Annotated in this window: 14 protein-coding genes; 2 read left to right on the top strand and 12 right to left on the bottom strand. The window is 51.6% G+C overall.

Going from position 1 to position 13,721, the window contains the following annotated elements:
* The 7 genes from hscA to trmJ form a co-directional block, all read right to left on the bottom strand.
* On the bottom strand, positions 1–1,851 hold the full coding sequence (hscA, locus tag EDF88_RS12415) for a Fe-S protein assembly chaperone HscA (protein ID WP_134184933.1): 1,851 nt from the start codon (positions 1,849–1,851) through the stop codon (positions 1–3).
* 13 nt (positions 1,852–1,864) lie between these two features.
* Positions 1,865–2,380 (bottom strand): co-chaperone HscB, encoded by a 516-nt coding sequence (gene hscB / locus EDF88_RS12410; RefSeq protein ID WP_134184931.1) that lies wholly within the window; start codon positions 2,378–2,380, stop codon positions 1,865–1,867.
* Between the two features lie 71 nt (positions 2,381–2,451).
* Positions 2,452–2,775, bottom strand: a complete 324-nt coding sequence (gene iscA / locus EDF88_RS12405; RefSeq protein WP_064513071.1) for an iron-sulfur cluster assembly protein IscA — start codon at positions 2,773–2,775, stop codon at positions 2,452–2,454.
* Between the two features lie 154 nt (positions 2,776–2,929).
* Positions 2,930–3,316 (bottom strand): Fe-S cluster assembly scaffold IscU, encoded by a 387-nt coding sequence (gene iscU / locus EDF88_RS12400; RefSeq protein WP_064513073.1) that lies wholly within the window; start codon positions 3,314–3,316, stop codon positions 2,930–2,932.
* A gap of 43 nt (positions 3,317–3,359) precedes the next feature.
* Positions 3,360–4,574 (bottom strand): IscS subfamily cysteine desulfurase, encoded by a 1,215-nt coding sequence (locus tag EDF88_RS12395; protein WP_064513076.1) that lies wholly within the window; start codon positions 4,572–4,574, stop codon positions 3,360–3,362.
* A gap of 239 nt (positions 4,575–4,813) precedes the next feature.
* Positions 4,814–5,302 (bottom strand): Fe-S cluster assembly transcriptional regulator IscR, encoded by a 489-nt coding sequence (iscR, locus tag EDF88_RS12390; protein ID WP_064513078.1) that lies wholly within the window; start codon positions 5,300–5,302, stop codon positions 4,814–4,816.
* A gap of 130 nt (positions 5,303–5,432) precedes the next feature.
* The gene (trmJ, locus tag EDF88_RS12385; protein WP_064513080.1) at positions 5,433–6,173 is read right to left on the bottom strand and encodes a tRNA (cytosine(32)/uridine(32)-2'-O)-methyltransferase TrmJ; all 741 of its coding nucleotides are present in this window, start codon (positions 6,171–6,173) and stop codon (positions 5,433–5,435) included.
* Positions 6,174–6,292: 119 nt separating this feature from the next.
* Here trmJ and suhB point away from each other — a divergent pair, with 119 nt between their 5' ends.
* Positions 6,293–7,096 carry an inositol-1-monophosphatase gene (gene suhB, locus EDF88_RS12380; RefSeq protein WP_064513082.1) on the top strand — a complete coding sequence of 268 codons (804 nt, stop codon included), beginning with the start codon at positions 6,293–6,295 and terminating at the stop codon, positions 7,094–7,096.
* Between the two features lie 36 nt (positions 7,097–7,132).
* On the opposite strand, the gene EDF88_RS12375 is transcribed toward suhB, so the two are convergent.
* Together EDF88_RS12375 and EDF88_RS12370 are read right to left on the bottom strand one after the other, a co-directional pair.
* On the bottom strand, positions 7,133–8,116 hold the full coding sequence (locus tag EDF88_RS12375; protein WP_134184929.1) for a nickel/cobalt transporter: 984 nt from the start codon (positions 8,114–8,116) through the stop codon (positions 7,133–7,135).
* Positions 8,107–8,742: a DUF1007 family protein gene (locus EDF88_RS12370; protein WP_134184927.1), complete on the bottom strand. Its 636-nt coding sequence runs from the start codon at positions 8,740–8,742 to the stop codon at positions 8,107–8,109. The genes EDF88_RS12375 and EDF88_RS12370 overlap by 10 nt, the downstream gene beginning before the upstream one ends.
* Before the next feature lie 137 nt (positions 8,743–8,879).
* On the opposite strand from EDF88_RS12370, the gene csiE reads away from it, so the two are divergent.
* Positions 8,880–10,160, top strand: a complete 1,281-nt coding sequence (csiE, locus tag EDF88_RS12365) for a stationary phase inducible protein CsiE (protein ID WP_134184925.1) — start codon at positions 8,880–8,882, stop codon at positions 10,158–10,160.
* Here the strand turns inward: csiE and EDF88_RS12360 are convergent.
* The 3 genes from EDF88_RS12360 to EDF88_RS12350 form a co-directional block, all read right to left on the bottom strand.
* Positions 10,147–11,298, bottom strand: coding sequence for a 3-phenylpropionate MFS transporter (locus EDF88_RS12360; RefSeq protein ID WP_134184923.1), 1,152 nt, complete (start codon positions 11,296–11,298; stop codon positions 10,147–10,149). The genes csiE and EDF88_RS12360 overlap by 14 nt on opposite strands.
* A 152-nt stretch (positions 11,299–11,450) precedes the next feature.
* A complete protein-coding gene (locus EDF88_RS12355) occupies positions 11,451–12,275 on the bottom strand; it encodes an aldose 1-epimerase (RefSeq protein ID WP_134184921.1) in 825 nt (274 codons plus the stop codon).
* A 2-nt stretch (positions 12,276–12,277) separates the two neighbouring features.
* Positions 12,278–13,717 carry a sugar porter family MFS transporter gene (locus tag EDF88_RS12350; RefSeq protein WP_134184919.1) on the bottom strand — a complete coding sequence of 480 codons (1,440 nt, stop codon included), beginning with the start codon at positions 13,715–13,717 and terminating at the stop codon, positions 12,278–12,280.
* Positions 13,718–13,721: the final 4 nt, after the last annotated feature.

The raw sequence follows: 13,721 nt of genomic DNA, 5'->3' as shown, positions 1-13,721 counted from the left end.
TTAAACCTCGTCCACGGAGTGGCCTTTCAGCGCCTTACGGATTGATTCATCCATACGACGTGCGGCGAAATCCTGTGTTTGTTTGTCTACGTTTTTAATGGCTTGTTCAATAGCATCGGTGTCATCGCCCGCTGCAGCAGCACTTAACGCCGCAACCGCTGAGTCAATTTCCGCTCGCTCATGAGCGCTTAATAGCGCGGCATCGCTGGTTAATGCACCCTGCAGGCTTTCCAGAACCCGGGCTGCATCGACTTTTTGCTCTGCAAGCATGCGCGCTTTCACATCATGCTCGGCATAGCTCATGGAGTCCTGAATCATGCTGGCGATTTCGCCATCACTCAGGCCATAAGAAGGTTTCACCTGGATTGATGCTTCAACGCCGGTGGATTTCTCCATCGCGGTGACGCTCAGTAAGCCGTCAGCATCCACCTGGAAGGTGACGCGAATATGCGCCCCACCCGCTGGCATCGCAGGTATTCCGCGCAGCGCAAAACGAGCCAGTGAACGGCAATCTTGTACCAGTTCGCGCTCGCCCTGTAACACCTGAATCGACATCGCCGTCTGGCCGTCTTTGAAGGTCGTAAAGTCCTGCGCACGCGCCACTGGAATGGTGGTATTACGTGGAATGACTTTCTCTACCAGGCCGCCCATGGTTTCGAGGCCAAGCGACAGTGGAATCACATCCAGCAACAGCATTTCGCTGTCTGGCTTATTACCCACCAGTATATCCGCCTGAATTGCCGCACCAATGGCGACAACTTTGTCCGGGTCGATGGAAGTCAGCGGCGTGCGGCCAAAGAATTCGCCAACACGTTCACGCACTAATGGTACGCGAGTTGAACCGCCAACCATGACCACTTCCAGCACTTCATCTGCTTCCACGCCTGCGTCTTTGAGCGCACGGCGGCAAGCCAGTAAAGTACGTTTAACCAGCGCTGCAATCAGCTCGTTAAACTGCTCGCGCGTCACAGTGCCTGTCCAGCCTGCGACTTCAACCGTCGCGGTTTCGGCATCGCTCAGGGCGATCTTCGCAGCAATGGCGGCGTCGAGTAACTGGCGCTGCACTCGGTTGTCGCTGCGATCAGCCACACCGGCTTGCTCACGCAACCAGTCAGCCAGCAGATGGTCGAAATCATCGCCGCCCAGCGCGGAATCGCCGCCGGTTGCCAGCACTTCAAACACACCACGGCTTAAACGCAGAATAGATATATCAAAAGTACCGCCGCCCAAATCATAGACCGCGATAACGCCTTCTTTGCCAGAATCCAGGCCGTAGGCGATAGCCGCTGCGGTCGGTTCGTTAAGCAGGCGCAACACATGCAGGCCAGCCAGACGCGCAGCGTCTTTGGTGCCCTGGCGTTGTGCATCGTCGAAATAAGCAGGAACGGTAATCACCACGCCATCAAGTTCACCTTCTAACGCTTCGGTTGCGCGAGCGGAAAGTGCTTTAAGGATGTCGGATGAAATACGAATAGGGTTCAGCAGCCCGGCCGGGGTATCTAACATCGGCAGGCCGTTTTCACTCGCTTTGAATGAATAAGGCAGATGCGGGTAACGCGCCTGGATATCGGCAAGCGAACGGCCCATCAGACGTTTTACGGAGCTGATGGTGTTTGCCGGATCTGTTGCGGCTTGCGCACGCGCGTCCCAGCCCACATTCAGGCCTTGTTGCTGGTAGTGCACCACCGAAGGTAACAGGTGACGCCCTTCATGGTCAGGCAGCGTTTCAGCTTGCCCGCTACGAACAGTTGCAACCAGTGAATTCGTGGTGCCTAAGTCGATACCCGCCGCAAGCTTACGCTGATGGGGTGCCGCACTCAGGCCCGGCTCACTAATTTGTAATAACGCCATATTGAGCTTCCAGTTAAAAATCGAGCAGCTTTTCTTCGAGTTGTTCTATTTGGCTGCGCAGTTTATCGAGAAAACGCAGTTTACGCACAGTATCCGCCGCCTGCGTCCAGTCCTGATTATCCAACTGCTCTACCATCAAAGCCATGCGGGTTTTCACCATCGCATTAACATTGGCGCGGAAGGATTCCAGGCGGTCGCTATCTTTGGCGTGCTCGATATTATCAAGCTCTTCGCGCAATTCGAGTTGTTCCATCAAAAACGCGGTGTCACGCACGGTATGCTGTTCGTTCGCCAGATCAAAACCGTTGAGGGAGAGGATGTACTCTGCGCGCGGCAATGGATGACGCAGTGTTTGCCATGCCTGATTGATGGTCGCCGACTGTTGCACCGCCAGCAGAATTTCTGCCTGGGGGCGACTGGCGTATTTATCAGGATGGAACTGGCGTTGCAGCTCCTGGTAACGGGTAGCCAACAGCTCAGTGTTAAGGGCAAATTCTGGCGGTAACCCAAAGAGGGTAAAGTAATCCATAACAGACTCGGGGTTTCATAGTAGAGCGTGATACCCCGTACAACTTGCGCTACACGGGGTATTTGCGAGTATCAGACGTGGAAGCTTTCACCGCAGCCACACTCATCTTTCACGTTAGGGTTAGTAAATTTAAACCCTTCGTTAAGACCTTCTTTGACGAAGTCGAGCTCGGTACCGTCTAAAAATTGCAGGCTTTTACCATCGACGACCACTTTCACGCCTTTGTCTTCGAACACGGTGTCTTCTGCCATCGGTGCGTCAACAAATTCAAGAACATAAGCCATACCAGAACAGCCAGAAGTACGAACGCCTAAACGCAGACCAAAACCTTTACCGCGGTTAGCTAAAAAGGCATTCACACGATCGGCAGCGCTGTGGCTAAGGGTAATCGACATACAACAACCTCAATCAATTTTTCTTCATTCTTCGAGCCGCAGGGTGTTGGCTACTCTCACTCACTCCAGTCACTTACTTTAGTAAGCTCCTGGAGATTCATAAGCTTGCCGCCTGGCTGCAACTCAAATTATTTTGAAAAAGACTCAACAATAATTATTTAGCTTCACGCTTGCTTTTGTAATCCGCGATAGCCGCTTTGATAGCGTCTTCTGCAAGGATTGAGCAGTGAATCTTCACCGGTGGCAGTTCGAGTTCTTCTGCGATGTCGGTGTTTTTGATTGCCTGCGCTTCATCCAGAGATTTACCTTTGACCCATTCGGTCACCAGCGAGCTGGAAGCGATGGCAGAGCCACAGCCATAGGTCTTAAAGCGTGCGTCTTCAATAATACCTTCATTGTTAACTTTGATCTGCAACTTCATCACGTCTCCGCAGGCTGGTGCACCCACCATGCCGGAACCGACGTTGTCATCGCTATTATCAAAAGAACCAACGTTGCGTGGGTTTTCGTAGTGATCGATTACTTTTTCGCTGTAAGCCATTTTTAATTTTCCTGAATCCGATATCGACGTTCGAAGCGAACGATTAGTGATGAGCCCATTCGATGGAGTTAATATCCACGCCCTGCTTAAACATGTCCCACAGTGGAGAAAGTTCGCGCAGACGGCCAATGGACTTACGTACCAGTTCGATGGTGTAGTCGATCTCTTCTTCAGTTGTAAAACGACCCAAAGAGAAACGGATAGAGCTGTGAGCCAGTTCGTCGGTCATGCCCAGTGCGCGCAGCACGTAGGATGGCTCGAGACTTGCTGATGTACAGGCAGAACCAGAAGAAACCGCGAGGTCTTTGAGCGCCATAATCAGTGACTCACCTTCAACGTAGTTAAAGCTCACGTTGAGGATAGTTGGCACGCCATTTTCCAGGTCGCCATTCAGATAGACTTCTTCCATATCTTTCACGCCGTTCCACAAACGGTTACGCAGCGTGCGCAGACGGGACATCTCTGTCTCCATCTCTTCTTTCGCGATACGGTAAGCTTCGCCCATGCCAGCAATCTGGTGAACAGGCAGAGTACCAGAACGCATACCGCGCTCGTGACCGCCACCGTGTACCTGAGCTTCGATACGAATACGTGGTTTACGGCGAACATACAGCGCGCCGATGCCTTTAGGGCCATAAATTTTGTGACCAGAGAACGACATCAGGTCAACTTTCAGGGTGCTCAAGTCGATAGGCAGTTTGCCCACGCTCTGAGTCGCATCAACGTGATAGATAATGCCACGTGCACGGCACATTTCGCCGATTGCCGCGATATCTTGCACCACGCCGATTTCATTGTTCACGTGCATGATAGAAACCAGAATGGTGTCGTCACGCATCGCTGCTTCCAGCACGCTCAGGTCAACGATACCGTTGCTCTGTGGTGCCAGATAAGTCACTTCAAAACCTTCACGCTCAAGCTGACGACAGGTGTCCAGCACAGCTTTGTGTTCGGTTTTAACGGTGATGATGTGCTTGCCTTTCTTCTGATAGAAGTTAGCCGCACCTTTGATAGCGAGGTTATCAGATTCAGTTGCACCGGAGGTAAAGACGATTTCACGCGGGTCTGCACCAACCAGTTCAGCGATTTGGTTACGGGCGATATCAACAGCTTCTTCCGCCTGCCAACCGAAACGGTGAGAACGAGAAGCCGGGTTACCGAAGGTTCCGTCCATAGTCAAAAACTGCATCATTTTCTGCGCAACACGCGGGTCAACCGGCGTAGTCGCAGAGTAATCGAGATAAATCGGTAATTTCATTGCTCTTAAACTCCGTACATCACTCAATGCAATGAATCAGGCAACTGGCTGAATGAACGACCTTTTTGACGGGGTGTGACACCCCGGCCTGATTCTGAAATCTATTTTATTTTTGCCCTAAATAGATCGTGTTGCAGCAAGGCGGCAAACTTGAGAGTCCCCAGGAGCTTACATCAAGTAAGTGACTGGGGTGAACAAGTGCGGCCAACACAATTGCAACCCGAAATATGACGGGTAAATTAGGCGCGCAGTTTGACGTCGATCGCGTCTTGAGAGCGCGTACTGCGAAGGTTTTCATTTTGCTGACGGCCAGAGACGTCCAGCACTTCCTGGTTATTCACCAGTTCACCCAAGGTGATGTTATTCAGAAAACCAGTTAGGCGGTCACTCAGATCGCGCCACAGTGCGTGAGTCAGGCATTTATCGCCGCCCTGACAACCGCCTTTGCCCGCGCAACGCGTGGCATCAACAGATTCATCTACAGCACTGATAACTTCGCCAACTGCGATGCTATTTGCTTCTTTACCCAGCAGATAACCACCGCCTGGACCACGTACGCTGGCAACCAGGCCATTTTTACGCAGACGGGAGAATAACTGCTCCAGGTAGGAGAGAGAGATTCCCTGACGTTCAGAAATATCAGCCAACGGTACCGGGCCTGATTCGGAGTTCAACGCAACGTCAAGCATTGCGGTCACGGCATAACGTCCTTTCGATGTCAGTCTCATGTCTTACTTAACCTCAAATCGCCCCTCGAACCGGGGGTTTTTTATAAATGTGATTGTCACATAGCAGGTCGCAAGTCTGACATTCCCGAGTAAATTGGTCAACTATTTAACCTAGTAATTTACTCAAGTATTATTTGCCGGATTTTTTCTCGTTATCAATAGAAGAAAGCATGCCGCGCAGAATGTTAAGTTCTTGAGTTTCCGGGCGTGCACGGTTATATAAGCGGCGTAATTTGCTCATAATCTGGCCCGGATGACTGGTGCGAATAAAGCCGGTTTTCAGCAATACTTGCTCCAGGTGAACGTAAAAACGCTCGAGATCGTCAGCCGATGGATACTGAGTCTGGTCCTCAACAACGACCGCTTCTTTGCCTTCTTCTTGCGTAGCAAGCCAGGCGATGCGTACTTCATAAGCGAGGATTTGCACGGCCATAGCCAGGTTCAGCGAGCTGTATTCTGGATTTGCCTGAATCGCAACGTGGTAATGGCATTTCTGCAATTCGTCATTGGTCAAGCCAACACGTTCACGGCCAAACACAATCGCCACTGGCGCATCTTGCGCTTCAGAAATGGTCTTTAGACCACATTCGCGTGGGTCGAGCATAGGCCATGGCAGCGTGCGTGAACGAGCGCTCGTTCCTACCACCAGACTACAACCCGCCAGGGCTTCATCCAGCGTATCGACAATTTTCGCTTCGCCAATAACATCACTGGCACCCGCAGCGAGCGCGATTGCCTGAGAGTCAGGTTTCACCAGTGGATTAACCAACCACAGATTTGTCAGCCCCATGGTTTTCATTGCACGGGCTACGGAGCCCATGTTGCCGGTGTGGGAGGTTTCAACCAGCACTATACGTACGTTTTGCAGCATCGTTGACTCATAGCCTGAAAAGATTATCGCGATATCCTATCATAACCCTGGGACATATTCCGAACGCTCTGCTATACTCCGCCGCGTTTTCCCGTTCTTTAACATCCAGAGAGAGACCGATGCATCCGATGCTCACCATCGCCGTGCGCGCTGCGCGCAAGGCGGGCAATTTAATTGTCAAGAACTACGAAACCCCTGACGCTGTAGAAGCGAGTCAAAAAGGGAGCAACGATTTTGTGACTAACGTAGATAGAGACGCCGAGCGTCTGATTATCGAAATTATCCGCAAATCCTACCCGCAACACACCATTATCGCTGAAGAATCAGGCGAACTGGCGGGTACCGAGCAGGATGTGCAATGGGTTATCGATCCTCTGGATGGCACTTCAAACTTCATCAAACGTTTGCCACACTTCTCTGTATCTATCGCTGTCCGTGTTAAGGGCCGCACCGAAGTTGCTGTTGTTTATGACCCAATGCGTAATGAGCTGTTCACAGCCGTTCGTGGTCAAGGCGCACAGCTGAACGGTTACCGTCTGCGCGGCAGCAATGCACGTGACCTCGATGGCACCATTCTGGCAACTGGCTTCCCGTTCAAACTGAAGCAACACGCTACTCCTTATATGAACATCGTGACCAAACTGTTCACGCAGTGTGCTGACTTCCGTCGCACCGGTTCTGCTGCTCTGGATCTGGCATACGTTGCGGCTGGCCGTGTTGATGGTTTCTTCGAGATTGGCCTGAAACCTTGGGATTTCGCAGCAGGTGAACTGATTGCTCGCGAATCTGGTAGCCTGGTATGTGATTTCACCGGCGGCCACAACTACCTGACCAGCGGCAACATCGTTGCAGGTAACCCACGTGTTGTTAAAGCGATGCTGGCAGCAATGCGTGATGAACTGAGCGAAGCGCTGAAGCGTTAATCTCAGAAAATGCCTTCCCATCGGGAAGGCATTCAATTAAAACGGTCGAATCCCACGCATTACCGGTTGAGCACTCAGCCACATCACCACTGCTGCTAATACTAAAATTCCACCACCTGCAAATGCCAGCGTCGCCCAGGCGACTTGCCGCCATAAAACCGGTGCTCTATTACCGCTAATGCGTACCGCAAGCTGACGGAATCCGTGGACTAAAAAGGCCAGGCCAGAAATGGTAATAGATGTGCCTGCAGCCATCGCAAGCGTCGACAACACTCCCCAGCTATACACGCCAATCACTTTGCTAAACAGCAGCACCATAATTGCCCCAGAGCATGGGCGCATGCCCATGGATAAAACAATCATCATTCGGGCACGCCAGTCTTCTCCTGCTGCAAGCTGTTGCTGCGTGGGTAAATGCTGATGGCCACAGCCACATTTTTCATCATGTACATGATGAGGCGTGAATGAAGTGAAACGCTTCGGTTTTCGCAGCACACGTTGCAATTTACGTAGGGCCCGACCGCACAACATCACACCTAAAACACCCACCAGTAAATAGCTTCCCTTCTCGAGCCAAAAACTGCTCATATGCAATTGGCGCGAAGGCAGAGCCAGAATCCCCAGCACTATCGTTACCAACCCAATCGCCACTAATCCTTGCAATAAAGATGCTGCAAACGTCAATTTAAGGCTGCTTTTCAAGCGCGAAGGATGTGTCGCAAGCCATGTCGTAATAACTATTTTCCCATGACCTGGCCCCAATGCGTGAAGCACACCGTAAACAAAACTAAATGACAGCAATGACCAACCCGCCCGCGCCGGGTTCTCGGCAACCTCACGCAGGAGTGTGCTCATTTGCTGGTTAATCGATTTCTGCCACATCGCACTGTCGATGAGGAGTTGTGGCCAGTAATGCCAGAGGCTGTAAAGTGCTCCAGCACAAACCAGCAGGAAAAATGCCAGCGGCCAAAGCTGAAGCCAGTGGCGTGAATGGGGTTTAGCTGAAGGCATTACTGACATTGCAATATCACCTGTTGAGCAAACTGTTTACCCAGTTCCATATCTTCGGGAGGCGCATCGGCTTTATCCAGCGATTGTGCGAAGGCCAGCGTATCTTCGTTCGGCTGCGGGGTTTTCACTGAGATTTTGCAAAGTGAGGCTAATGTTTTCGGCAATTTGGCATCACTGGAGTTGTCGTAACTCATATCGACAAAATAGGTCGGGTCGAATGTCGCAATCTGATACGTCTGCCCCTTCAATGGCTGCGGGTGTGCCAGAGGTAAAACAAAGGTCAACACGGCCTGATGCCCTACCCGCGCAAGCCCGTACTCGGGTGGCAAATTGTTAAACGTCACTTTTTTGCCGTTATGCCAGAATTCAGTGAAGTAATGTTGCCCTAAAATATTGGCCATCACTTCGGCGGCAAGCTTCTTCCACACCGGCGAGTCAGGTTTGGCATTACCTGCGTCATACAGTAGATCTGCTGAAGTGATTTCATCCATCGTCCACTGCATTTTAAGACCAGTAAGCTGGTCATTTTCGGTCATCACCGTGGTCACGAGAGTGATAAAACTGTGCGGATGAGCCGAAGCCACTGGGCTAAAAAGTGCAGAAATTAAGGTAAAAAACGCAATTCTGTTACACATTTTCCTGCTCATTATTCTCTCGAGATTATAATTCTGTGAGCCAGTCAGAATTCCGTAATTAAAAAGCTCAAATGTGGCTCTCTACGACAAAAGGTTTAGCTACTCTTAGCATTAATTACTTTGACTCGGTTATGCGGATGATGACACTGCTCTCCCCACCACCATCTGTACTCTCTAGTCCGCAGCGCCGCTGCCACCTGCTTTTGTTGCTTTACTTACCGGGCCAAACCGTCACTCCAGAGATCCTCGCAAGGCTCAACGGGGTCGATGACATCAAAGCCCTGCAAGATATAGCCGACACCGGCGATGAAATCCAGCGCTATCACCGGCTGAGGCTTATCACACAACAGGACGGCAGCTATCGGATTGAGGGCACGCCTCTGGACTGCCGCCTGTGCTTATTGCATTGGTTACGCCGCGCGTTGCGATTATGCCCGCACTTTGTGCAGCAGCATTTTACGCCAGCACTCAAAACCCAGCTTAAACAGCAAGGGGTTCTGACAGCATTGTATGACGAGAAAAACCTCCAGGCGTTGATAGGCCTCTGCGAACGGCGCTTACAGCGCCAGTTTGACAGCCGCGATGTGCAATTTTTAACGCTGTTTTTGCAGTACTGTTTGCACCAGCACCATGCTGGGATCACGCCAGAATTCACTGAGCAGCAACGCGCGTGGACACAGATTCGCCCGGAGTTTGTGGCAGCACTTGAGATTGCCCGCCATTGGAAGCGCCGCGTGCTGCAATCAGCCAACGAAAACGAGCAGTTATTCCTGGCGCTTTTATTCCAGTTACTCCGCACTCCCGACCCAATTCGTGACAATCATGAGCAAGATTTACGCTTACGCTCGGCCATTTTCGGAATGATTGCGCGCTTTCGCGAGCTGGCGGGTATGTCCTTTAGCGATGAACAAGGCCTGAGCGACCAACTCTACATTCATCTTGCTCAGGCATTGGATCGTTGCCAGTTCGGTATTGGGATTGATAACAGCCTACCGGAAGAAATAACCCGCCTTTATCCACGCTTGATGCGCACCACGCGTGAAGCGTTCAATGATTTTGAAAACCATTTTGAAATGCGTTTTTCAGATGAAGAAGTTGGACTAGTGGCGGTGATATTCGGAGCGTGGTTAATGCAGGAAAATGACCTGCATGAAAAGCAGGTTTTGCTGCTTACTGGCAACAACATTGAACTTGAACAGAGTATTGAACAGCAGTTGCGCGAGCTCACGTTACTGCCGCTAAATATTAAACACCTGACGATTCACAGTTACCAAAAAGAGGGGGCACCGAAAGAAGTGGTGTTGGTGATTACACCCTATTCCACCACCTTACCACTTTACTCACCGCCACTGATTCACGTAACGCTGCCGCTGGGTGAACACCAGCAGCAGCAGATCCGTAAGATTATTGAGTGTTAACGCAATATGAGACTGGGCGTGGCCGAATGAACAATGCAGGAACGGCCACCAACGCCATAATCCAGAACACCCCACCCTGCATATGCTGGTAAAGGTAGCCAGAGAACATGGTCATAATGGCGATACCACCGCCCATCGCCACCGCGGAATAGACGGCTTGTAAACGGATAACTTCATTGCCCTCGCGAGCCGAGATATAACGCATCGCCGCGAGGTGGCACACAGTGAAGCTGCCGCAGTGAAGGATTTGCGCAGCAATCAGCCACGGCAAATCGGTGGTGTACGCCATCAGGCTCCAGCGCAAAATCCCCGTCACACCAGAAAGCAGCAGTAAGTCACGTGCACTCCAGTTGCGGAACAGCTTGTTGCTGAGAGCAAAAATCACAATTTCCGCTACAACACCCAGCGACCACAGATACCCGACAACCGACGCGGAATAACCCGCTCCTTGCCAGTAAATCGCACTGAATCCGTAGTAAGCCGCGTGTGCGCCTTGAAGTAATGTCACGCAGGCCAGGAATCGCCATGAACCGAGCACCAGTTTTTTCCAGGCAGGCCAACCCGCACCTTCTTTATGGCGTGTTTCACCTTGCGGCATCACGGATGGGCGCAGCATCATGCCGATTAGCATCGACGCGACACCAATACTCAGTAGCACCAAAATCGCCTGGTAGCTATACATGCTCACCAGCTTGCCCGTCATGGCGGAACCGATCACAAACGCCAGCGATCCCCACAGGCGCACACGACCATAATCCATGGTGATTTGGCGCTGCCAGGTTCCGGCCAACGCATCGGTAAGCGGCACCAGGGGTGAGAAAAACAGGTTAAAACCGACCATCACAATCAAAAGCCAGCTGGCGGTTTGCCCGAACCAGAAAGCAACGGCGAATAGCAAAGTGAGTAAGGCGAGTAAACGTAAAGCAAAGACAAGTCGGGAAGGGTCGGTAACACGAGGTGCGAGAAGCAAACTACCAAGAAAACGGGCGATTAACCCAGCCCCTAACAATAGTCCTATAGTTTCAGGCGGCAGACCAACTCCGGCAAGCCAGACACTCCAGAATGGCAGGAAAATCCCGTAGCTAAAGAAGTAGGTAAAATAACTGAGCGCCAGCCAGCGCGTTGAATGCAAAACCATGATCCCTCCCGTTTTGGAGGCGCTAGTGTGTCCGAGCGCTGACGAGCTTGCAAGCATTCATTAACAGACTAATAACACACTGAAATAGTATGGTTATGGTGCAATTGTCATTGTCGGATGTCGCTTTCGCTAATCCGACACAAACCTGGCGCTCACGACAAGACCACGACCTCCATCTGCAACTGTGTCGAGTCCCCTGCCCTCAGCAACACCAGTCCCGGCTGGCCGGCCATATTATGGGCATTAACCGGGTGGCTTTGTGGCTCGAGGCAAATAAATGGTTCGTCTGCCATACGGAACACCATTAAGTACGGCGTGGAACATTTTAGCTGCACCAGCAGGTCACCAGAGTCAATCAGCGCCAAACCGTTCCAACCGGAATAGCCAATATTCAGCCATTGGTTGTCCGGGATTTTCGCCGTGATGAAATTGGTTTGTGCCGTCAGTTGGTCACGCCACTCAAGAGGTAAGTGATTCTCTCCTTCAGGCCAGAATCCCGTTGCTCCAAACTGCACGTGTGTCGTGGGTGTGAGATGGAAAAAGGGATGAAAACCCAGCCCATAGACCATCGGCTTACTTCCCCGGTGAGTAAGCACAAGCTCCGCGATAAAACGCTTACCTTCCAGCCGGTAATTCAGCCGCGCGTGATAATCAAACCCGCACTCATGCTGACTATCCAGCGTTAAAACAATCTGCTTACTATCCTCGGTTTCCACCTGCCAGCTTTTCAGCCAGCCATCGCCATGGAGAAAAAATTGTTCATCGACCGGACTTTTCGGCAGCGTGACCATTTCTCCGTGTAGCCGAAAGCAATTCCCGGCGACTCGGTTTGCCAGTGGTAGCATCGGGAATAATGCTTTTTCACCTGCATAAAGAATCGGTTGCTGGTGCTTTAGCGAATCCAGGCTGAGGATTGCCGCCCCTTGCGGGGCGACAACTAAACGCAAATGGCTATTTTCGAGTAACAGGCTTTGCATTGTTATTGAGCCACTTTTTCAGCGCGAGCTTTCGCCACAGCACCGTATTGTTCTGCCATACGTTTTTCCAGCGCTTCCAGGCTCACGCCTTTCGTTTCCGGAACATAACGGCGTACATAGACAAAACCTGCTGCACAAATCACACCATACAGCAGGAAACTACCCGCAGCCCCGAGACTGGCGTTCAATAACGGGAAGGTGTACGTCAGAAGGAAACAGGCCACCCACAGCGCCAGCGTACCCAAAGACATCGCCAGGCCACGAACCCGATTCGGGAAAATTTCTGATAGCAGAACCCAGGTCACAGGGGCGAGTGTCAGTGCGTAAATCGCAATCGCCGCCAGGACGAGGATAAGCACCGGCAACCCCAGAATACCCAGACCGTATGCGGCACCGATTAATGCATAGATGATAGTCAGGCCCGCAGCGCCAAATAACATCAGCTTACGGCGGCCAATTTTATCCACCAGCGGCAGCGCGGCGAGAGTGAAGATAAGGTTGATTAAACCGGTGGCAACAATGGATTTCAGTGTGCTGTTAATATCAAACCCGGCGGAGGCAAAAATCTCCTGCGCGTAGTTAAATATCACGTTGATCCCGCACCACTGCTGGAACACCGCCAGCACCATCCCAATAATAATGATGGGCTTAACCTGCGGCTGCCACAGCGTTCCCCAGGAGACTTTTTGTGTGTCGTTATTCAGAGTTTGCAGAATATCGTTGAGCGTATCATCGGCATATTTCTGGTTACCGATGCGCTTAAGCATTTTGTGGGCACGTTCATTTTTCCCGGCCCGCACAAGCCAGCGTGGTGACTCTGGCACAAAGAACATCAGCACCAGAAACGCCAGCGCCGGAACCAGTTCTGCACCAAACATCCAACGCCAGCCCACCTGCCCATTCCAGCTTTCGGTGATTTGCTGCATGCTTGCGGCGGTCCCCACCGGTTCGGCAATCAACAGGTTGATAAGTTGTGCCGCCAGCACACCTATCACAATGGTTAACTGGTTGATGGCAACAAACTTGCCGCGTTTTTCAGCCGGGCTCACTTCCGCGATATACATCGGGCTTAACGCTGATGCGAGGCCAATGCCCACACCACCGACAATGCGGAACACCACAAACATGTCGAAGTTACTGGCCATCGCCGTACCCCAGGCCGATGCGGTAAACAGTATCGCCGAAATGATAAGCGGTGTTTTGCGTCCGAACCGGTCTGCACACCAGCCGGAAATCAGCGCACCGAAAATACAGCCTACCAGTGCTGAACTCATCGCCCAGCCAGACTGCGCAGGGTCGGTTATTGAAAAGTAAGCTTCATAGAAGGGTTTGGCGCCACCAATCACCACCCAGTCATATCCGAATAGCAAACCGCCACAGGCGGCCACCAGACAGATAGTCCAGACATACCCCATGCGTAGTTGTGTCTGCACAGTTTTCATTGTT

This window comes from Buttiauxella sp. BIGb0552, from assembly GCF_004366275.1.
GTDB classification, from domain to species: domain Bacteria; phylum Pseudomonadota; class Gammaproteobacteria; order Enterobacterales; family Enterobacteriaceae; genus Buttiauxella; species Buttiauxella gaviniae.
This window is presented reverse-complemented; position numbering and strand designations above follow the sequence as displayed.